The organism is Mesorhizobium sp. M8A.F.Ca.ET.202.01.1.1 (assembly GCF_004791595.1).
Taxonomy (GTDB): Bacteria; Pseudomonadota; Alphaproteobacteria; order Rhizobiales; family Rhizobiaceae; genus Mesorhizobium.
Genome location: NZ_SRUN01000012.1, coordinates 25,921 through 46,470, shown reverse-complemented (window position 1 = coordinate 46,470; position 20,550 = coordinate 25,921). Strand labels below are relative to the sequence as shown.

15 protein-coding genes and 2 tRNA genes are annotated in these 20,550 nt (G+C 64.2%); 11 read left to right on the top strand and 6 right to left on the bottom strand.

Features of this window, described 5'->3' with window-relative positions:
• Positions 1 to 11 precede the first annotated feature (11 nt).
• On the bottom strand, positions 12 to 3,620 hold the full coding sequence (gene putA, locus EN845_RS24095; protein WP_127872730.1) for a bifunctional proline dehydrogenase/L-glutamate gamma-semialdehyde dehydrogenase PutA: 3,609 nt from the start codon (positions 3,618 to 3,620) through the stop codon (positions 12 to 14).
• A gap of 162 nt (positions 3,621 to 3,782) precedes the next feature.
• Between putA and EN845_RS24090 the strand changes: the two genes are divergently transcribed.
• Positions 3,783 to 4,235 (top strand): Lrp/AsnC ligand binding domain-containing protein, encoded by a 453-nt coding sequence (locus tag EN845_RS24090; RefSeq protein ID WP_127872699.1) that lies wholly within the window; start codon positions 3,783 to 3,785, stop codon positions 4,233 to 4,235.
• Positions 4,236 to 4,292: 57 nt separating this feature from the next.
• Here EN845_RS24090 and EN845_RS24085 read toward each other — a convergent pair whose 3' ends face one another.
• Positions 4,293 to 5,492, bottom strand: a complete 1,200-nt coding sequence (locus EN845_RS24085) for a cytochrome c peroxidase (protein WP_127872700.1) — start codon at positions 5,490 to 5,492, stop codon at positions 4,293 to 4,295.
• Between the two features lie 7 nt (positions 5,493 to 5,499).
• Positions 5,500 to 5,949, bottom strand: coding sequence for a FixH family protein (locus EN845_RS24080; RefSeq protein WP_127280325.1), 450 nt, complete (start codon positions 5,947 to 5,949; stop codon positions 5,500 to 5,502).
• A gap of 151 nt (positions 5,950 to 6,100) precedes the next feature.
• On the opposite strand from EN845_RS24080, the gene EN845_RS24075 reads away from it, so the two are divergent.
• Complete coding sequence (locus EN845_RS24075) at positions 6,101 to 7,024, top strand: sugar kinase (RefSeq protein ID WP_127872701.1); 924 nt, start codon at positions 6,101 to 6,103, stop codon at positions 7,022 to 7,024.
• 5 nt (positions 7,025 to 7,029) lie between these two features.
• Here the strand turns inward: EN845_RS24075 and EN845_RS24070 are convergent, their stop codons facing one another.
• From EN845_RS24070 to EN845_RS24060, 3 genes are all read right to left on the bottom strand, one after another.
• Positions 7,030 to 8,052, bottom strand: coding sequence for an aldose epimerase family protein (locus EN845_RS24070; RefSeq protein WP_127872702.1), 1,023 nt, complete (start codon positions 8,050 to 8,052; stop codon positions 7,030 to 7,032).
• 86 nt (positions 8,053 to 8,138) lie between these two features.
• Complete coding sequence (locus EN845_RS24065; RefSeq protein ID WP_127280496.1) at positions 8,139 to 9,596, bottom strand: NAD-dependent succinate-semialdehyde dehydrogenase; 1,458 nt, start codon at positions 9,594 to 9,596, stop codon at positions 8,139 to 8,141.
• 182 nt (positions 9,597 to 9,778) lie between these two features.
• On the bottom strand, positions 9,779 to 10,729 hold the full coding sequence (locus tag EN845_RS24060) for an AEC family transporter (RefSeq protein ID WP_127280495.1): 951 nt from the start codon (positions 10,727 to 10,729) through the stop codon (positions 9,779 to 9,781).
• 106 nt (positions 10,730 to 10,835) lie between these two features.
• Between EN845_RS24060 and EN845_RS24055 the strand changes: the two genes are divergently transcribed.
• The 9 genes from EN845_RS24055 to EN845_RS24015 all read left to right on the top strand — a co-directional run bounded on the left by EN845_RS24055 (position 10,836) and on the right by EN845_RS24015 (position 20,540).
• Complete coding sequence (locus EN845_RS24055; protein ID WP_127872703.1) at positions 10,836 to 13,856, top strand: caspase domain-containing protein; 3,021 nt, start codon at positions 10,836 to 10,838, stop codon at positions 13,854 to 13,856.
• A gap of 100 nt (positions 13,857 to 13,956) precedes the next feature.
• Positions 13,957 to 14,505, top strand: a complete 549-nt coding sequence (locus EN845_RS24050; protein ID WP_127872704.1) for a histidine phosphatase family protein — start codon at positions 13,957 to 13,959, stop codon at positions 14,503 to 14,505.
• 230 nt (positions 14,506 to 14,735) lie between these two features.
• Positions 14,736 to 14,809, top strand: a tRNA-OTHER gene (locus EN845_RS24045).
• 1 nt (position 14,810) lies between these two features.
• Positions 14,811 to 14,876 (top strand) — tRNA-Ile (locus tag EN845_RS24040).
• 358 nt (positions 14,877 to 15,234) lie between these two features.
• Complete coding sequence (locus EN845_RS24035; protein WP_167531450.1) at positions 15,235 to 16,377, top strand: slipin family protein; 1,143 nt, start codon at positions 15,235 to 15,237, stop codon at positions 16,375 to 16,377.
• A 230-nt stretch (positions 16,378 to 16,607) separates the two neighbouring features.
• Positions 16,608 to 16,901, top strand: coding sequence for an acyl carrier protein (locus tag EN845_RS24030; protein ID WP_027029416.1), 294 nt, complete (start codon positions 16,608 to 16,610; stop codon positions 16,899 to 16,901).
• Positions 16,902 to 16,956: 55 nt separating this feature from the next.
• Positions 16,957 to 18,147 (top strand): beta-ketoacyl-ACP synthase, encoded by a 1,191-nt coding sequence (locus EN845_RS24025; RefSeq protein WP_127872705.1) that lies wholly within the window; start codon positions 16,957 to 16,959, stop codon positions 18,145 to 18,147.
• A gap of 50 nt (positions 18,148 to 18,197) precedes the next feature.
• Entirely contained in the window at positions 18,198 to 19,475 is a 1,278-nt protein-coding gene (locus tag EN845_RS24020) for a beta-ketoacyl-ACP synthase (protein WP_127279729.1), read from the top strand.
• Positions 19,476 to 19,511: 36 nt separating this feature from the next.
• Positions 19,512 to 20,540, top strand: a complete 1,029-nt coding sequence (locus EN845_RS24015; protein ID WP_127279730.1) for a zinc-binding dehydrogenase — start codon at positions 19,512 to 19,514, stop codon at positions 20,538 to 20,540.
• Positions 20,541 to 20,550: the final 10 nt, after the last annotated feature.

Sequence of the window (20,550 nt, the reverse complement as noted above, 5' to 3'; positions counted from 1 at the left end):
TACCGACTAATCTATGCGGCGGCCAACAGGCTGGCATTGCCGCCGGCCGCCGTGGTGTCGACGCAGACGGCCCGCTCATGCGCATAGGCCGCGGGATTGAGCACCTCGCTGACCAGCGGCACGATCGGCCCGCTGCGCTCGGCGATGACCTTGCGCACGATGCGCGCCGCCTCGGGCGTGCCTGAAAAAGCAACGACATCGACGCGCAGCGAGCGCGCCTCGACCGGATCGGGGCGGCCATCGATGGCCGCCAGCGGCAGGCCTTTGCCGGTCAGCGCCGACAGTGCCGCCGGGGCACCTGGCGCCACGGCCAGCACTGCATTGCCGGCGGCGAGCGCCTGGATGGTCTGCGCCAGCAGCGTGTCGGCGTCCGGCCCCAGGCACAGCACCCGGCCGCGCGGCGACAGTGACAGCGTGTTGGCCTCGCCGGTCGGGCCGGGCAAATCGACCTGACCGAAATCGATTGCAGCGGCGGCACCGATCGCCGCCGCGCCCTTGCCGCGCAGATGTTTCCTCAGGATGGCGATCCGGTCCGGCCGCGTCGACCAGCCGCCCAGCGACGGATCGGGCAGATTGTCGGCCAGTTCGGTGGCGGTGACCTTGTGCCCGTCGGCCAGGTGCGTGCCAGCTTCCGGCCCCTTGCGGAAGCGCCTGAGATAATGCGGGCCGCCGGCCTTCGGCCCGGTGCCGGAGAGGCCCTCGCCGCCAAACGGCTGCGAACCGACGACGGCGCCGATCTGGTTGCGGTTGACGTAGATGTTGCCGGCATGAATGCCGTCGACGAAATGCTGGACGCGGCCCTCGATGCGGGTGTGCAGGCCGAAGGTCAGGCCATAGCCCTTGCGGTTGATGGCGGTGATGACGCTGTCGATCTGGTCGGCATCGAAACTGGCGACATGCAGCACAGGCCCGAACACCTCGCGCTCCATGTCCTCGATGCCCTTGACCCGCAAGACATGCGGCGCGACGAAGCGCCCATCCTTGGGGGCCTCGAGCTTGGCGATCAGCCGGCCCTCAAGACCCTTCTTCGTGCAATAGTCGCGGATCGAGGCCTGCGCCTCATCATCGATGACCGGGCCGACATCAGTCGAGATCAGCCAGGGATCGCCGATATTGAGCGCCTCCATGGCGCCTTTCAGCATCTCCAGCATCTTCTTCTCGACGTCCTTCTGCACATAGAGCACGCGCAGCGCCGAGCAGCGCTGGCCCGCACTCTGGAAGGCCGACGCCAGGATATCGCGCACCGCCTGTTCGGGCAGCGCTGTGGAATCGACGATCATGGCGTTGAGACCACCGGTCTCGGCGATCAGCATGGCGTCCGGCACGGCGGTCTCGGCCAGTTGTTTCTCGATCAGCTTGGCGACTTCGGTCGAGCCGGTGAAGCAGACGCCGGCAATGCGCGGGTCCGCCGTCAACGGGCCGCCCACCGATGGGCCGTCGCCGGGCAGGAGTTGGATGACGTCTTCCGGCACGCCAGCCTCGCGGAGCATCTCGACAGCGCGGAATGCGATCAGCGGCGTCTGCTCGGCCGGCTTGGCGATCACCGAGTTGCCGGTGACGAGTGCCGCCGCGATCTGGCCGGTGAAGATGGCGAGCGGGAAATTCCATGGCGAGATGCAGACAATGGCGCCGCGCGCTTGCGTGCCCGCCTCGGCGTTTGCCGCCTCGGCGGCGTAGTAGCGTAGGAAGTCGACGGCCTCGCGCACCTCGGCGACGCCGTCGGCCAACGACTTGCCAGCTTCGCGGGTGGCGAGCGCGAAGAACTCGACCGCATTGGCCTCGTAAAGGTCGGCCGCCCGGTTGAGGATCGCGGCACGCTCGGCAACCGGCCGTTTTGCCCAGGCCGGCTGCGCCTCGACAGCGATGCGCACCGCGGTCGCAACCTGCTTGGCGGCGGCCTCGTGAACCGTGCCGACGACCTCGGAAGGCTGTGCCGGATTGACGATCGGACGCTGCTTGCCGTAGCCGGCGGCGCGCGTGATCGGCTTGGCGTGCCAGCGATCCGGCCCGGCAAAAGCCGCTTTGGCCTTGTCGATATCAGCCAGCGTCACCGTATCCGTAATGTCGAATCCTTTCGAGTTGCGGCGCCCGATCCCAAAGATCTGGGATGGCCTGGCAATCGCCGGATTGGCGGCGGGACTCTGGCTTTCGACCGTTTCCAGCGGATCACGCGCGATGTCCTCCGGCTCGATGTCCTCGTCGGTCAATTGGTGCACGAAGGAGGAATTGGCGCCGTTCTCCAGCAGGCGACGGACCAGATAGGCAAGCAGGTCCGAATGTGCGCCGACGGGAGCGTAAATGCGGCAACGCGTGCCCTCTGACCGGCGCACGGTTTCGTGCAAGGCCTCGCCCATCCCATGCAGGCGCTGGAATTCGAAGGTATCGCGGTTGTCAGCCATCGACAGGATGGCGGCGACGGTGTGGGCATTGTGGGTGGCGAATTGCGGATAGATCCGGTCGGTCATGCCAAGCAGTTTTCTCGCGCACGCAATGTAGGAAACGTCGGTGTTGGCCTTGCGCGTGAACACGGGATAGCCTGAAAGGCCGAGCGTCTGCGCCCGCTTGATCTCGGTGTCCCAATAGGCGCCCTTGACCAGCCGCACCATGATGTTGCGATTGTACTTTTTCGCCAGTGCATAGAGCCAGTCGATGGTGAAAGCCGCGCGCGGACCGTAGGCCTGCACGACGACGCCGAACCCGTTCCAGCCGGCGAGTTCCGGCTCGGCCAGCACCCGTTCGATGACGTCGAGCGACAGGTCGAGACGATCGGCCTCCTCGGCATCGATGTTGAGGCCCATGCGCGAATGCCTGGCCGCGAGTGCCAGCGACAGCAGCCGCTCGGCCATCACAGGCAGCATTTCCTCCTTCTGCGCCACCTCGTAGCGCGGATGCAACGCTGAGAGCTTGACCGAGATTCCATGGTTGAAGCGGATATCAGGGCCGTTGGAGCCGGCATCGAGCGAGGAAATGGCGTCGGCATAGGCCTTGTGATAGCGCAGCGCATCCGCCTCGGTGCGGGCCGCCTCGCCCAGCATGTCGAAGGAATAGAGATAACCCTTCTGCGTCATCGGCCGGCCGCGCTTGACGGCCTCGGCGATGGTGCGACCCAGCACGAACTGTTCGCCCATCTCGCGCATGGCGGCGGCCACCGCCTTGCGGATGACCGGCTCGCCCAGCCTGCGCACCATCGAACGCAGCGTGCCTTCGATGCCGCCCTCGCCTTCGTCGAGCACGCGGCCGGTCAGCATCAGCGCCCAGGTCGAGGCGTTGACGAAGATGGAACTCGAACCGCCCGAATGCGCCGACCAGTCGTGCGGCGCGATCTTGTCGGCGATGAGGTCGTCCATCGTCTCGGTGTCGGGCACGCGCAGCAGCGCCTCGGCCAGGCACATCAGCGCCACGCCTTCCTTGGTGGACAGACCGTAGGCGGAGAGAAAGACTTCCATCAGCCGGGGATCGGTGGAGCCCCGCACCGCCCGCACTAGGTCGGCCGCGCGGGCCGAGATTGACTTGCGGTCGCCGGCCGAAAGTCCGGTCGCCTCGGCCAACCGCCTTACCGCCTCGTCTTCGTCGGGCAAATAATTGGCGCGGATCTGCTGGCGGATGGCGTCGAGCGGCATGGCGGTCCTATGAGCAAGCATAAGGGAACGGGCCGGCGGTCACCGGACCGAATGGCGCAAGCTAGCACAGGGTGCGGATTTCAGTCGATCCAAAGAAATCGACACCGCAGGTCATTTGATCTATCATTACGGCACAAACTCAACAGATTGACCGCATTTTCCATGATAGAAGACCAATTGGACCGCATCGACAGGAACATCCTGTCGGCGCTGGCAGGCAATGGCCGGCTTTCCATGTCGGAACTGGCGGCCAAGGTCGGTCTGTCGAAGACACCGGTGCAGGCGCGGGTGAAGCGGCTGGAGAAGGATGGCTACATCAGGGGCTACCAGGCGATCATCGACCGCGAGCGCATGGGTGAAGGCCATGTCGCCTTCGTCCAGGTGAAATTGTCGGACACCCGTTCCGCGGCGCTCGATGCCTTCAACCGGTCCGTACAGGCCGTGCCGGAGATCGAGCAGTGCCACATGATGGCATCGAGCTTCGATTATCTCCTGAAGGTCCGCACCAGGGATATCGCCGCCTACCGGCGCGTACTCGGCGAGCGCATCTCGGCCCTGCCCCACGTCGCCCAGACCTCGACCTTCGTGGCGATGGAGACGGTGAAGGACCGATGACCATGATCCGAAAAGTGGAAGCCGGTTTTCGGACAAGATCACGGTCAACCAGAAGGGCTATTCCGACAGCGTCTTCAAAAACGCCACGAGTGCGGCGCGCTCGCGGTCCGACAACTCCAGCGGGTGGACTTCGGATACCCCTTCGACGCTCGGCGCAGCCTTGGCATAGTGAGCCACCACCTCGTCGAGCGATGAAAACTGCCCGGCATGCATGTAGGGCGGCCGTGTCGCAGCACCGCGCAGCGACGGCGTCTTGTAGGCGCGCACCAGTTCCGGCGCATCCTTGACCATGAAGCGCAGCTCGCCGCAGGCATTGGCCTCGCCATCGCGATAAGCGCCGAAGCAGTTGAACGGGTCGGCCTCGACCTGCGCCACCGCCTCGACCCGCCCGCGATCCGCCGGCAGGCCGGCAACTGGCGGCACGCCCGTATTGTGAAAACCGTTGTCGGTGAAACGCGGGCCATTGTGGCAGGTCACGCAATTGGCCTTGCCGATGAACAGTTTCAGCCCAAGGATTTCTTCCCGCGAAAAGGCCGCATCGCCTTTCGGCTCGGCGCCTGTGGCAAGGTCCAGCGCAAAGCGGTCGAATCGCGTCGGCGTCGGCTCGATCGAGCGTTCGAAAGCGGCAATCGCCTTGCCTATATTGGCATAGACGCTGTTGATGGCGTCACGCTGCGCATCGCTCATCGCGTTCCAGGCGGCTTTTTCGGTATCGCTTCCAAGCGGGCTGGCATTCAACGGAACGCCGGAAAAATCGGGCAATGGCCCGAAGATGCGCTCATAGCGTTCGCCAAAGCGCGCCTTCATGTAATGCGCGTAGGCGGTGCGGTTTCCCGCCTGTTCCAGCGGGTTTTCGAGCGGCGTCAGCGCCTGCGCCCACAGGCTGTCGCGACGTCCGTCCCAGAAGAACCAGGGGTCACGTGCCACACCCGCCAGCGGCATAGTGCGCCGGTTGGTCCGGCCGACACCCACCGCCTGCGGCAGGTCGTCCTGGAATTGGCGGTCGATCTTGTGGCAGGTCGAGCAGGACACCGTGCCGTCGCGGCTCATCCCAACATCGAAGAACAGCGTCGAGCCGAGCGCCGCGGCGGCCGGCACATCGGCGAAGCGGTTGGTGGTGTCAGGCTTCAGCGCCGGCAGGGTATTCAGCGCGAGCGAGGCAATCGTCTTCTTCTCGGCATCGGAAAAATCCGGCTTGCCGCAACCGCCAAGGAGCACGGCCACGGTCAGTGCCAAAAAGCAGAAAAGGCGCCTCATCGACCGCTCACAGCACCACGTTGAACAGCACAGTGTCGGAGCCCGCGCCGGATGATATGGCGAAACGCAGCTGCCACCAGCCGCTCATGGTGAATTTGAGCCCCTCGATGCGGTAGCGTCCCTCGCCGAGATAGTCGGTCGCCTGCGGACTGGTCGGCAGACCGTGATTGTGCTGCGGCATGCCGCCGGAGATGGCGATCGCGGCTCGCTCCACCGAAGCCCCTGTCTTTGTCTTCAGCGTCAGCACCCAGGATTCCAGCTCGCCCTGCCGCACCACGCCGCGTTCCGGCACGAAACTCGCTACGTACAATCCGTTGTCGGTTTTCTTCGTCCTCGAGACATCCGGACCGACAGGCTGTGCCGAATGCGGCGCGGTCAGATAGACGACCGCGAGAACGCCGACCAGCAAAGCAGCCAGACCAAGACCTGCCAGGAGATAACGCCATAACGATGCCAAACCGGTTCCTCTTCTGCGGATAACGTTCTGCCGGACGGATCGCATCCCGCCAGCCTGTGGGAAAACGCTGTGGCGGAAAAAAGCCTGCTTGCCAAGCATGGCGCTGCGTCCGGCAAAAAGCTACAGCACGCAAATCACTGGAGGATCGCAGATGGTGGGAAACGGCGTCGCCTCGATTGGCGAATGCATGCTGGAACTGTCGGGCCAGACCGGCCCGAACTGGCGCATGGGTTTTGCCGGCGACACGTTCAACACGCTGTGGGCGTTGCATGCGCTGAGCGCTGACCTGCCGGCAACCTATGTCTCTGCCTTCGGCGACGACCCCTTCTCCCAAGGCCAGATCGCTTTCTTCGCTGAAAACGGCATCGGCATCGGCTCCAGTCCGGTCATACCGGGCGCGCGCCCCGGCCTCTATGCGATCACGCTGACCGGTGCCGAGCGCTCCTTCACCTACTGGCGTGGCGACGCCGCCGCGCGGCAGCTAGCTTCGGATCCGGCGGCACTATCGAAAAGCATGCAAAATCAATCGCTTGTGTACTTTTCCGGAATCACTTTGGCAATTCTCGACGATGCCTCGCGCAAGACGCTGCTGGCGGCCGTGGGCAAGGCGCGCGCGGCGGGCTCGACGATCGCCTTCGATCCCAACTACCGGCCACGACTGTGGCGCGGCCGCGACGAAGCGCAGGCAGCGATCGTCGAAGCGCTTGCCGTCACCGACATCGCGCTGCCGACCTTCCCTGACGAGCAGATGCTGTTCGGCGATGACACCCCGCGGGCGACCGCCGAGCGGCTCAGGCAATGGGTTGGCGAAGTTGTCGTCAAGAATGGCGAGCAGCCGGCACTGATTGCCGAAAACGGATCATTGCAGGACGTGCCTGCAATCCATGTCGCGGCCCCCGCCGACACCACCGGCGCCGGCGATTCCTTCAATGGCGGCTATCTCGCCGCCCGTCTTGCCGGCCACAACCCGCAGGAGGCCGCCCGCAGAGCCCATCGCGTTGCCGCTGCCGTCGTGCAGGTGCGCGGCGCGCTGGCACCGTTCGAGACGCTGAGGGCGGCGTTCGGCAAGCCCTGAAAAAGCTAACCTTGCCGGAACCGGTATTCGGTCACGTGGTGATAGATCGCGCCAGGCCATAGCGTCGCCTGCGGGAAATAGGGCCGGTTCGGCGCGTCAGGCCATATTTGCGGCTCCAGGCAGAAGCCGCTGAAGGCCTTGTAATTCCGCCCTTCCAGGCCGGTGCGTGGCGTCACATATTGCCCGGTGTAGAGCTGGACACCGGGCTCCGTTGTCCAGACTTCCATCTCGACGCCGGAATTCGCCCCTTGCACCCACGCGGCCTGCTTGAGCGGCCCGCGCGCCGCGGCCAGGCAGAAATTCTGGTCGTAGGGCAGTTGTTCGCCCTCGGTCTCCATGCGCAATGGCCGCGCCTGGCGAAAATCGAAAGGCGTGCCGTCGACCGGCTTCACCACGCCGGTCGGGATCATGTCGCCGTCGACAGGCAGATAGGCACCGGCGTTCAGCATCATCCTGTGGTCGAGAATGTCGCCCGTGCCGCCATCATCGAGGTTGAAATAGGAATGCTGGGTGAGATTGCACGGCGTCGGCTCCTCGCAGGTCGCCGTCAGTTCGACGCTCAGCGTGCCGGGAATTTTCAGCCGGTAGGTGCAAGTAACGTCGAGCGCGCCGGGAAAGCCCATCGCACCGTCGGGATCATGCAGCGTCAGAGTGACGAAATCCCTGCCGTGCAGCGAAACTGTCCATGGTCGGTGGGAGTAGCCTTGCGAGCCGCCATGCAGCGTATGCTTGTCGAGGAAGTTGCGCTCGGTCTGGTAGCGGTTGCCGCCAATTGTGAAGCGGCCTTCGCCGATGCGGTTGGCGTAGCGCCCGACCACGGCCCCGAAGAAGCCAGTGTCGGTCTCATAGGCCTCCAGATTGTTGTAGCCGAGGACCAGCGGCGCGTCGTGCCCGGTCAGGCGCAGGTCCTGGACGATGGCGCCAAGCCCGATGATGTTGGCGGTGAGGCCGCCGCCCCTGATCGTAAAGCGGCGGATCGGTTCGCCTGCCTGTGTCGTGCCGAAAACCTCGCCGTCCTTCATCGTCATGCCCGCAAATGCCAGTGGATCCAAAGGACTTCGGCTGGTTGTTCAGCCCGGGGCAGGTTTACCAGCCTGCCCCACGCACTAGCCTATCAGAGCCCGAGGCCGCCGATGCACACATATTTGGTATCGAGGTAATCCTCGATGCCCTGATGTCCGCCTTCTTTGCCGAGGCCCGATTCCTTGACGCCGCCAAACGGTGCTTCAGGTGTGGTGATCAGCCCTTCATTGACGCCGACCATGCCGTATTTCAGGCCTTCCATGACCCGGAAGGCGCGGCCGAGATCGCCGGTGTAGAAATAGCAGGCAAGGCCGAATTCGGTGTCGTTGGCGAGCGCGATGGCTTCTTCCTCGGTTTCGAACTTGAACACCGGTGCGACCGGGCCAAAGATCTCTTCCTTCATGAAGCGCATTTTCGGCGTCGCATTGGCGATGACCGTCGGCTGGAAGAACGAACCGCCCAGTGCATGGCGATGACCGCCGGCGACGACCTTGCCGCCCTTTGAGGTGGCATCGGCGATCAGTTCCTCGACCTTCTCGACCGCCTTCTCGTCGATCAGCGGCCCCTGCTGGACGCCCTCTTCGAGGCCGGAACCGACCTTCAGTCCGTTGCTGGCCGCGGCGAGCTTTTCGACGAACTTGTCGTACACACCAGCCTGGACGAGGAAGCGGTTGGTGCAGACGCAGGTCTGGCCTGAATTGCGATATTTGGCGGTGATCGCGCCGGCAACGGCACGCTCGATATCGGCGTCGTCGAAGACGATGAACGGCGCGTTGCCGCCGAGTTCCATCGACACCTTCTTGACCGTGACCGACGACTTCTGGATGAGAAGCTTGCCGACCTCCGTCGAGCCGGTGAAGGTGATTTTCGACACCAGCGGATTGGCGCAGATCTCGTCGCCGATCTCGCTCGCCGAACCGGTCAGGATGTTGACGACGCCCTTGGGGAAGCCGACTTCCTCGGCCAGCGCACCCCAGGCAAGGCCGGAATACGGCGTCTGCGAGGCCGGCTTGACGACGGCGGTGCAGCCGGCGGCAAGTGCGGGACCAAGTTTGCGGGCCAGCATCGAGGACGGGAAATTCCACGGCGTGATGGCGGCAATGACACCGACCGGTTCCTTGGTCACCAGGATGCGGCGGTCCGCCCATGGCGAGGGTACGACGTCGCCATAGGTGCGCCGGCCTTCTTCGGCGAACCACAGGATATAGGCGGCGGCCGAACCGATCTCGCCCTTGGATTCGAACAGCGACTTGCCCTGCTCAATGGTGAGCAGTTCGGCCAGCACGTCCTGATTGTCCATCATCGCGTCATGCAGCTTGCGCAGCAGCTTGGAGCGCTCGAGCGCGGTGGTCTTGCGCCATGACTTGAAGGCGGCGTCGGCAGCCTCGATGGCACGGCGTGTCTCGGCCTTGCCCGACTTCGGCACGGTGCCGATCTTGAGGCCGGTAGCTGGATTGTTCACGTCGACCGTCTGGCCGCTGTCGGCCTGGACCCATTCGCCGTTGATGAGATTGGCCTGGCGCATGAAATGGCTGGTTTTCTGAAGCATGGTCTAGCCTCCGTTCGGCGCTCACGGGCCGCTATCTGGATGTCTTCGGTAAAGCGCAGGCAGGGCCGCACGCTGGAGCCATTGCTCTTAACCTAGGGAAAGCCCCGCAAGCAATCGCAAGATGGCATATAGGGGTTGGACCAGCGCAAGACGAGAGCGGGTTGGCGCAGCTGTCGCCAACCTCACCCGAAAACATGCAGGACAACCGTCAGCCAGAAAGCAGTAGTGATGACCGCGCAAGCAGTGGCGATGGTCATCTGGTTCGATGCTAGCGCCTGGCCGGTGTTGAACTGGACGGCGATGAGATAGGAATTGATGCCCGACGGCAGCGCCGCCACCACGACCGCCACCTTGGCCGTCAACGGCGGCAGGCCGAGCAGCCAGACGAAGGCAAGAACCAGCGCCGGCATCAGGAACAGCTTCAGCACCGAAAGTACCAGCGCTGGCCGGACATTGCCTGATATGCCGAAGCGGCGCAGGCTGAGCCCCATGGCAAACAGCGCCACCGGCCCGGCCGTGTTGGCCAGCGCATCGACCAGTCGCATGACGAGGGCCGGCAGCGGCACGCCGCTGATGCGCCATGCCAGCCCCAGCAGAATGCCGATGATCAGCGGATTGATGAACAGCCGTCTCAGGAAGCTGCGCAGGACCCGTAGCGGATGCACATGTTCGCCGCTGCCTCGGCCGAACATCTCGAACAGCACGATCGAGGCCATCATCATGATCGGCAGATGCACCGAGACCAGCAGCGACAGAACTTCGAAGCCGCTCGGACCGAATATGCCTAGGATGAAGGGAGCGCCGAGCAGCACGACATTGGAGTAGGCGGACGATACGCCGCCGACGACCCCGGCGCGCGCGTCGCGTCCGAATATCCGCGTGGTGACGAGATGGCCCGCCGCCCAGGTGATCGCCGCGGCGGTGAAATAGGCGCCCCATAGCGGCCATGGCGCGACGCCATGGAAATCAGCGTTGACCATGGTCTGGAACAGGAGCAGCGGCATGGCCACCGAGACCGCGAAGTCGGATATCCCCTCGCCGCTCGCCGGTCTCAAATAGCCTGTGAACCCAGCGAGATAGCCGAGCGCGACAAGACTGAAGACGAACAGGACGGTTTCGGTGAGTGGAGACATTTTTCAGGGATAGGCGAGCCACGGCCGCGGCGCAATCGCGCCCGAATTTGATCATCGTTGGCTGGCAGGGTTATAGAGGGTTTGGATCATCAGGGCGGAACGACAAATGACATTTGTCGACACCTCGAAACTGCGTCTTTTCCGGCGTGCGCGGGTGACGTTATTTGTCGCCATGCTTGTCTCCGTTGCCGCGTCGATGCTTCAGGCTGCCGAGGCAAAAGACCTCAAGGGCGTGGCGCTGATCATCGGCCAGTCGCAATACGAGCACATCGCCGCCCTCCCCAATCCAGCCAACGACGCCCGCGACATGGCCAAGATGCTGACCGACCTCGGCTTCGACGCCCGCAACGTCACCGATCGCGATGCGAGCAAGCTGAAGCGCGACCTCGAACGCTTCGTCGAGGACGCCGAGGGCGCCGACGTCGCCCTCATCTATTACTCCGGTCACGGCATCGAGGCCGGTGGCGAGAATTATCTGGTTCCTGTCGACGCAGACGTCTCGTCGCTCAAGGATGCCGATCAGGCACTGGTGCCGATTTCCGCCGTCATGGCCGAACTGAAGAAGACCGTGCCGGTGACGATCATGCTGCTCGACGCCTGCCGCACCAATCCGTTTCCATCGGACGCCGTGGTGCGGCGCGCACCGACCGCCTCCGCCGAGCCTATCGGCGCCGGGGGACTGGAGCCGGTGCGCGGCGCAAAGGCCCTCGGCAACGCGCCGGCGGCCGACGCGAGCCTCGGCACGGTGATCGGCTTCGCCGCGGAACCCGGCCGTCCGGCGCTCGATGGCGCCGCTGGCGAAAACAGCCCCTATGCGGCGGCCCTGCTGCGCCACCTCGCGGCGATGAAAGGCACCGAGTTCGGCTCGGTCATGCGCATGGTAACGGAAGAGGTCTATCTCGACACCAAGGCGAAGCAGCGCCCCTGGGTCAACGAAAGCCTGCGCCGGCTGCTCTATTTCGGTGTCGCACCGCCGGAGCCGACCGGCGACGACGGGCTGATCACCGGCGAGCGGCGGCAGTTGCTGCTGACCATTTCCGACCTGCCCGACCCCAAGCGGGCACAGGTGGAGCTGGCATCGCTGCAGGAAGGCGTCCCGCTCGACGCGCTTTACGGCGTGCTGAGGGCGCTCGGCACGGAGAAAATCCCTGAAGATCCGGCTGACCTGCGGAAAGTGCTCGATGCCCAGGCCGAGCGTCTGAGGAAGATGATGTCCGAGCGCGCGGCGTTGCGCACCGACGATCCGGAGATCAAACGCCTGGTCGCTTCCGCCGACAAGGCCATCGGCCAAGGCGCGATCGCCACGGCGCGAAAATTCCTCGATGATGCCGTGGGGCGGGTCGAAGCGACCAACGACGCGGTCGACCAGGCGGAGGAATTGATCAAGCAGAAGCGCGTCGCCGATGCCGCGATCTATGCCAAACGGGCCGACGCCTCGGCGCTGGTCTTCGACTACAAGTCGGCCGCCAACGACTATGCCAAGGCGTTCTCGCTGGCCGAGAAATGGGACGACAAGCTGCGCTGGAACTACAAGAACCAGGAGGCGGAAGCACTTAATTCCTATGGCTACGCCACCGGCGACCTGGATGCGCTGCGGCACGCGATCGAAGCTTATCGCGCCATCTTGAACTTCATTCCCAATGGCGAACAGAATCGCGACTGGGCCATCACCCGCAACAACATGGCGGTGGTGCTGCAGAACATCGGCGAGCGCGAGACCGAGACCGCGCATCTCGAAGAGGCCGCGCAGATCTTTCGCGATTCGCTTGCCGTGTTCGAACATGTGAAGGACGATCTCAACTGGGCCGCCGCCCAGAACAATCTCGGCAATGTGCTGCTGAAGATCGGCGAACGCGAAAGCGACCCGAAACGCTTGAACGAGGCGGTGGCGGCGATGCGCGCCACGCTGGACAAGCGCCCGCGCGACAAGGTTCCGCTCGACTGGGCGTCCTCGCAGAACAATCTTGGCCTCGCGCTCTATGCGCTCTCGGAACGCGAACCCGGCGGCGAGCATCTGGCCCAGGCGGAAGCGGCCTATCGGCTGGCGCTCGAGGAATATACGCGCCAGAAAACGCCGGTCGAATGGGCGATGGTCCAGAACAATCTCGGCAACACGCTTGTGACCCTCGGCATCCAGCTCAACGACAAGGCCAGGATCAACGAGGCCGCCGACGCCTTTCGCGCCGCGCTCGAAGTGCGAACCCGCGACACATTCCCGGTCTCCTGGGCCACCAGCCGGCTCAACCTCGGCAATGCGCTGAGTGGTGTCGCCCGTTTCGACATGGGCACCGGCACGCTCGAAGAGGCGGCGGCAGCCTATGACGATGCGCTGACGGTGTTTACCCGACAGCGCTTCCCGATGGACTGGGCGTCGGCGCAGAACAATCTCGGCTCGATCTACCAGACGATTGGCCAACGCACCCGCGACGCAGCCAGGCTGGAGCAGTCGGTTGCGGCATTCCAGGCGGCCCGCCAGGTCTATGTCAGGCGGAAATTCCCGCTTGATTGGGCGATGAGCTACTACAATCTCGGCAACACGCTGCAGCTTCTCGGCGGCGTGACGGACAAGCCCGAACACTATGGCGAGGCGGTCGACGCCTACCGCAACGCCTTGCGCGAATACAAGCGCGAGACCAACCCACGGCAATGGGCGCTGACCCAGGCCGGCCTCGGCTCGACGCTGCACTGGTTGAGCATGAGCAATGCCGGCCCCGCAACCTTGCGGGATTCGATCGCCGCGCGCCGTGCGGCGCTCGAAGTGCTGACCATCGAGACCGCGCCGGTCGACTGGGCGAACGCGCAGAACGGCATCGGCATGAGCCTGCTCAACCTCGGCAACATCGAACGGACCGGCAAATATCTCGACGAGGCCGAGGCGGCTTTCACGGCGACGCTGAAAGTGTTCACCAAGGAAAGTCAGCCCATGCAGTGGGCCTTCGAACAGAACAATCTTGGCGACATCCATTGGAACCGCGCCAGCTATGGCGGCGGCAAGCCGGAATATCTCAAGGCGATCGCGTTCTTCGAGAACGCCAAACAGGGCTTTACCGAAGCCGGCTACACAATCCCGATCCCGCTGACCGACCAGAAGATCGATTTGGTGAAGCAGCAGCTCGCCAAAAAGTGAGGCTTGAGACGCGACCGGCGCCCGGCTTGTCTTTGTGCCCGGTTTCCAATCCCTATATGCGAATGGTTGGAGCCCGATACGGACTCATGGAAGGGTGGCGATGATCCGGTTAGCCTTGGCGTTGTTCCTGCTTGTCGTCCCCGCCGCCGCGCACGCGACCGACGCCGGCTGGGCGCTGCTGCGCGATGGCGGCCATGTCGTGCTGCTGCGCCACGCCATGGTCACCGGCACCACCGACCCGGCCAATTTCGACATCGGCAATTGCGCCACCCAGGTCAATCTGTCGGCGCGCGGCAAGCAGCAGGCAAGCAAGATCGGCGCCCTGTTTGCCGCCCGCGCGGCTCCCATCGAGCGCATTCTGTCCAGCCGCTACTGTCGCTGCCTCGACACGGCGCGCACCGCCTTCGAGGCCGAGCCGGAACTGTTCGCACCGCTCGACCTCCTGAAGGGCGACGATGCACAGAAAGCAGCGCAGATCGCTGCCATCATGAAGGAAATCCGCGCTTATTCCGGCTCCGACAATCTGATCATGGTCACCCATCTGGAAGACATCGTGGCGCTGACCGGCATCTCGCCGCGCGAAGGCGAAGCCGTGGTGGTCGAACCGCAGGGCGACGGCCTTCGCGTGCTCGGCCGCGTCACCTTCTGAGGTCGCTGCGCCCGATCGCGGGGCGCGGCGACCAGTGTTGCCGAAATGTCACCGCTGAAAGAAGCCGCAAATTTGCCGCCACAATGTGGCTTGCGACAACCCGTCGCAGGGGCTATAGGCGCGCTCCCGGTCACGAGAACCGAAGTGAGCACAGCGGTTGGAGCTTTCGTCTCCGCCCGTGCAGGCGGCTTTGTCGACCTGTATACGGCGCCGCTTCGGGGGTTGGGATCGCGGATGTAGCTCAGAGGTAGAGCACCGGATTTGGGTCCGGAGGTCGCAGGTTCGAGTCCTGCTGTCTGCACCACGGATAGCTCAGTTTGGTAGAGCATCAGACTTATAATCTGACTGTCGAAGGTTCAAATCCTTCTCCATTGGCTGATAAGCCAACACCTTTGGGCGGTGTTATCCAAAACGGTCCGGGGACTGGAATGCTGAAGACCTGACGGACGGCCGAAACCCTCGGGCGACGGCCGGCTCGAAGGTCCGATGCCATCGGCTTGCGGCCAGGCTCGCGGTGATGGTCAAGGCGCAGCGTCGCCGGCAAAGGAGGCCAAGGCCTCCGGCGCCCGCTCCGCTGCCTCGCGATCCGCTCCCGAGGGCCCGCCACGGATTGATGCCACCGGTCCCCGGATCATTCGTGCCGGAATTGGAAGTGAAACGAGAAACGAAGGGAAGATCGACGCATGACGTGACGCCTCGCATGGGGCCATGCCCGACAGGAGTAAGACAATGACTATTCTCGATCAGGTTCTTGGGCGCGAGCGCGTCCTCGTAAAGGAAAATGAGCGTGCCCTCACTCTCTACAAGGGAGAGATCAAGGCTGTCCTGCTGCCGGGTGAGCACTGGCTCGCCAACCGGCGCGGCAGCCTTGAAGTCTCGCGGCACGATCTGAGGAACCCGGAATTCGTTTCGGCGTACGAGAAGGCGTTGTTCGACAAGCTCCCGGACGTGGCCGCGCGTCATTTCACCGTCGTCCGCACCGGGCGCACGGAGGTCGCCGTCATCGAGCGCGACGGCAATTTGCACAGCGTGCTGGCGCCGGACCGCAAGCTGGTGCTGTGGACCGATGCCGGACCGTGGAAGGTGACGATGGTCGACACCTCGGCCGATCTTGCCATCGATTCGGCGCTCATGCGCCGGCTCGGCCAGGCTCGGAAGGCGGAATTGATGTCCGTCCATCCGGTTCTGGATGGTCAGGCCGGGCTGCTGTTCGTCGACGGTGTCCTCATTCGGACGCTTGCCGCCGGCGTGCACGGCTTCTGGAACGTCGGACGGATGGTGCAGATCAAGGTCGTCGACCTCAAGCGCCAGTCGCTCGACGTCGCCGGGCAGGAAGTGCTGACCAGGGATCGCGTCACGATCCGCGTCAACATCGCGGCCGAATACCGGGTCGTCGATCCGGTCAAGGCGGTGAGCGCGGTGAAGGACTTCTCCGAGGCCCTCTACCGAGCCCTGCAGTACGCCTTCCGCAAGACGCTGGGCGCACTGACGCTTGACCAGATCCTTGAAAAGAAGGTGACGGTCGATGAGGAAGCCGCGGCCAAGGTCCGGGCCGACATGGCCGAGATCGGGGTCGAGGTCAGCGATATCGCGCTCAAGGATGTCATCCTGCCGGGCGAGATGCGCGAAATCCTCAACCAGGTGGTTTCGGCCGAAAAGCAGGCCGAGGCCAACGTCATCCGCCGCCGTGAGGAGACGAACGCCACGCGTTCCCTGCTCAACACGGCCAAGGTGATGGCAGAGAACCCGGTGATGCTGCGGCTGAAGGAGCTCGAGGCCCTGGAAGCCATCGCCGGCAAGGTCGAGCGGCTGACCGTCCACAACGGGACGGGCGGGCTGTTGAACGACCTGGTCAAGCTTCGCGAGAGCTGATGCATGTCCCCAAGTGGTTCCGGTTTTGGGATGACGACATGCATCGAACCAAGCATTGACCTTACGTCAATGGGAAGGGCCGCCGGGTTGACCGGCGGCCCTTCTTGCCTTTTCAACGCGCCCTCCCCATCTGCGCGCGGCTTATCAGGCCTTTTCCTGCCGGGAAAAACCGATTAGACAGCGCCCAAACAAGCTGCGGACAGATTCCGCCCGCAAAGAAGGAAAAGCCCTTGTCCACCACGAACTCCACCACGTTCGACAAAGTCGCCAAGATCATTGCCGACACCAGCGAGATCGATATCGACACCATCACGCCCGAGAGCCACACGATCGACGATCTCGGCATCGACAGCCTCGACTTCCTCGATATCGTCTTCGCCATCGACAAGGAATTCGGCATCAAGGTGCCGCTGGAAAAGTGGACCCAGGAAGTCAATGACGGCAAGGCCTCGACCGATGACTACTTCGTCATGAAGAACCTGTGCGCCAAGATCGACGCGCTGGTTGCCGCCAAGACTGCCTGACATCGGCCGGCGCGTGGCCTTGACGGGCCGCGCCGCCTGACCCACAAAGCCGCTCATGAGCAGCCCCCACGACGTCGTCATCACTGGTATCGGCATTGTCTCCTCCTTGGGAGAAGGCCCTGACGCACACTGGCAGAAGCTCGCGCAGCCGGGCTTGCAGCCGGTGCTCGAAGCCGCGCGGTTCGCGCCCTATACCGTCCATCCGCTGCCGGAGATCGACTGGAACCTGCAGATCGCCAAGCGCGGCGATCAGCGGCAGATGGAAACATGGCAGCGGCTCGGCACCTATGCCGCAGGCCTGGCGTTGGACGATGCCGGCATCAAGGGCAATGACGAGCTCTGCACGACCATGGACATGGTTGTGGCTGCCGGCGGCGGCGAGCGCGACGAGGCGGTCGATGCCGCCATCCTCGCCGCTTCGGAAAGCCGCAACGACCGCGACGTGCTTCTCAACGAGAAGCTGACCACCGAGTTGCGGCCGACCTTGTTTCTGGCCCAGCTCTCCAACCTGCTCGCCGGCAACATCTCCATTGTCCACAAGGTGACCGGCTCGTCGCGCACCTTCATGGGCGAGGAAGGCGCCGGCGTCGCCGCCGTCGAAACGGCCGCCGCGCGAATCCGCTCCGGCCAGTCGACGCACATCCTGGTCGGCGGCGCCTTCCAGACCGAACATTCCGACATGCTGCTAGGTTACGAGCTTGCCGGCTATTTGCATCGCGGCCCCTGGAAACCTGTGTGGCAAAGACAGGGTGCCGAGGGCGGCGGCATCGTCACTGGATCCGGCGGTGCCTTCCTGGTGCTGGAGCAGCGCGAACACGCCGTGAGCCGCGGGCGCAAGATCTATGCGGAGCTCGGACCGGTGGTTTCCGGCCGCGCCAGGCGCTCACGCGGTGAGCTCGGCGCCGAGATCGCAGCACTACTCAGCCAGGCTGCGCTGCCGGACGGCAAGCTGCTTGCCCTGTCGGGTGCCTCGGGCGCGCATGCCGCAACCACCGCCGAGAAAACGGCGCTCGATGCCAATCCTGCGATTGCCACGCGCGGCTTCTCGACGCTGACCGGGCATATGAAGGAAGCGCAGTTTCCGTTCGCCGTGGCGCTGGCGGCACTCGCCGTCGACCGCAAGGCCGCCTACCCTGTTTTCGATGCCACAGCCGAGAAGCCGTTCGAAGGCGTTCCCGCGACCGTCCTTGCAACGGCGATCGGCTATCACCAATTCGAGGGCATGGCGCTGGTCAACGCCGCGTAACGCGGCGCTGCGCGATCCATGCTGCAACGATAAACGCTCGAGGGCTCCAGATGGCCAATCTGAACGATCACATGGGCAGGCCAATTGTCGCCGTCACCGGCATCGGCGTGGTCACCTCGCTTGGTGTCGGCAAATCAGACAATTGGGCGGCGTTGACATCAGGCAAGTCGGGTATTCACCCGATCACCCGCTTTCCCATCGATCAACTGAACACCCGCATCTCCGGCATGGTCGATTTCCTGCCGTCGAGTTCGAAAGGTGCCAGCCCGCTCACCTATGAGCTAGCCGAGCTTGCCGGCCTCGAAGCGGTGACTGAAGCCGGTCTTAATTCCAGCGATTTCGGCGGACCGCTCTTCCTCGCATCGCCGCCGGTCGAACTCGACTGGGCCGAGCGCTTCTCGCTCTACAATTCCGACAAGGACAAGGACGACACCGCCGCCGAAAGACTGCTTCGGGTGGCGCGTAGCTTGAAAGAGCTGGATATTTTCGAGACCACCCAGTTCGGCTCGATCGCCGACCGCCTTGCCGACCGCCTTGGCACACGCGGTCTGCCGATCACCCTGTCGACGGCTTGCGCTTCGGGAGCGACCGCGATCCAGCTCGGTGTCGAGGCGATCCGGCGCGGCGAATGCGACCGTGCGCTATCGATCGGCGCTGACGGTTCTGCCACCGCCGAGGCTTTGATCCGTTTCTCATTGCTCTCGGCGCTCTCCACGCACAACGACATTCCCGAAAAGGCATCGAAGCCCTTCTCCAGGGATCGCGACGGCTTCGTGTTGGCCGAGGGATCCGGGGCGCTGGTGTTGGAATCGCTTGAAGCGGCATTGGCTCGCGGCGCGACTATTCTCGGAGTCCTGGGCGGTTGCGGCGAGAAGGCCGACGACTTTCACCGCACCCGCTCGAAGCCGGACGCTTCGCCGGCCATTGCCGCGGTTCGCGCCGCCCTCGCCGATGCGGGCCTGAGTGAAGACGAGATCGACTATGTCAACGCTCACGGCACGTCGACCCCCGAGAACGACAAGATGGAGCATCTGGCGCTGTCGACCGTGTTCGGAGAGCGGATTGGCTCGATGCCGGTCTCGTCGAACAAGTCGATGATCGGCCACACACTGTCCGCGGCCGGCGCTGTCGAAGCGGCGTTTTCGCTGATGACGATGCGCGAAAGCGTCATTCCGCCGACCATCAACTATGACAATCCCGACCCCGCGATCGCGCTCGACGTCGTGCCAAACAAGAAGCGCGACGCGCAGGTTCGCACCGTTCTGTCGAACTCCTTCGGCTTCGGCGGCCAGAACACTTGCCTTGTCATGGCGCGGGAACCGGTCTAAGCGAGCCCTTTCCGCTTAACAGAACCGACAGGCTCCATGCGCGCACTGCAACTTATCGAGGACCGCCGCCTTGAAACGGTGGACCTGCCGCCCCCACCGCCACCCGCGCTCGGCGAAGTGACGCTGCGCATCAGGGCAGTGGCGCTGAACCACATCGACGTCTGGGGCTGGCGCGGCATGGCCTTCGCCAAGCGCAAGCTGCCCCTGGTCGTCGGTGCCGAGGCTTCCGGCGAGGTCGAGGCGGTCGGCCCCGGCGTTTCCAGCCTGCTGCCCGGGCAATTGGTATCGATCTACGGCGCACGCACCTGCGGCCTGTGCCGGGCCTGCCGCGAAGGCCGCGACAATCTTTGCGAGCATGTTTCGGGCGTTCACGGCTTCCATCTCGACGGCTTCGCGCAGGAGAAGATCAACCTGCCGGCGCGCCTGCTGGTCCCCGCCCCGCCCGGCGTGACCGACATTGGCGCGGCGGTAGCGCCCGTCACCTTTGGTACGGTCGAGCACATGCTGTTCGACAACGCCAGGCTGCAGCCCGGCGAGACGATCCTTGTCCATGCCGGCGGATCCGGCATCGGCTCGGCGGCGATCCAGTTGGCCAAGCGGATGGGCTGCACGATCATCACCACGGTCGGTTCGAATGACAAGATCGACAGGGCCAAGGCGCTCGGCGCCGACCATGTCATCAACTACCGCGACGACCGCTTCGAGGGCGTCGTGCGCAAGCTGACCAGGAAGAAAGGCGTCGATGTCGTGTTCGAACATGTCGGCGCCGACACCTTTGCCGGCTCGATGCTGTGCCTGAAACGCGGCGGCCGCCTGGTGACCTGCGGCTCGACCTCGGGCGTGTCGACGCAGATCAACCTGATGCAGCTTTTCCAGCAGCAGTTGAAACTGCTCGGATCCTTCGGTTGCCGCATGGAGAACATGGCCAACGCCATGCAGAAGATGGCGGCGGGACAGGTCGCGCCGGTCATCGACACCGAGGTCGGCTTCGACGATATCGATGCCGCGCTGAAGCGCATGGAAGGCCGCGACGTCTTCGGCAAGATCATCCTGCGCGTCGCCTAGAGCCTCGATT

What these genes read in the sequence shown, in the direction of transcription:
- putA (WP_127872730.1), bottom strand. Translation starts at nt 3,620, where the DNA reads ATGCCGCTCGACGCCATCCGCCAGCAGATCCGCGCCAATTATTTGCCC.
- EN845_RS24090 (WP_127872699.1), top strand. Translation starts at nt 3,783, where the DNA reads ATGATAGAAGACCAATTGGACCGCATCGACAGGAACATCCTGTCGGCG.
- EN845_RS24085 (WP_127872700.1), bottom strand. Translation starts at nt 5,492, where the DNA reads ATGAGGCGCCTTTTCTGCTTTTTGGCACTGACCGTGGCCGTGCTCCTT.
- EN845_RS24075 (WP_127872701.1), top strand. Translation starts at nt 6,101, where the DNA reads ATGGTGGGAAACGGCGTCGCCTCGATTGGCGAATGCATGCTGGAACTG.
- EN845_RS24070 (WP_127872702.1), bottom strand. Translation starts at nt 8,052, where the DNA reads ATGACGATGAAGGACGGCGAGGTTTTCGGCACGACACAGGCAGGCGAA.
- EN845_RS24065 (WP_127280496.1), bottom strand. Translation starts at nt 9,596, where the DNA reads ATGCTTCAGAAAACCAGCCATTTCATGCGCCAGGCCAATCTCATCAAC.
- EN845_RS24060 (WP_127280495.1), bottom strand. Translation starts at nt 10,729, where the DNA reads ATGTCTCCACTCACCGAAACCGTCCTGTTCGTCTTCAGTCTTGTCGCG.
- EN845_RS24055 (WP_127872703.1), top strand. Translation starts at nt 10,836, where the DNA reads ATGACATTTGTCGACACCTCGAAACTGCGTCTTTTCCGGCGTGCGCGG.
- EN845_RS24050 (WP_127872704.1), top strand. Translation starts at nt 13,957, where the DNA reads ATGATCCGGTTAGCCTTGGCGTTGTTCCTGCTTGTCGTCCCCGCCGCC.
- EN845_RS24035 (WP_167531450.1), top strand. Translation starts at nt 15,235, where the DNA reads ATGACTATTCTCGATCAGGTTCTTGGGCGCGAGCGCGTCCTCGTAAAG.
- EN845_RS24025 (WP_127872705.1), top strand. Translation starts at nt 16,957, where the DNA reads ATGAGCAGCCCCCACGACGTCGTCATCACTGGTATCGGCATTGTCTCC.
- EN845_RS24020 (WP_127279729.1), top strand. Translation starts at nt 18,198, where the DNA reads ATGGCCAATCTGAACGATCACATGGGCAGGCCAATTGTCGCCGTCACC.
- EN845_RS24015 (WP_127279730.1), top strand. Translation starts at nt 19,512, where the DNA reads ATGCGCGCACTGCAACTTATCGAGGACCGCCGCCTTGAAACGGTGGAC.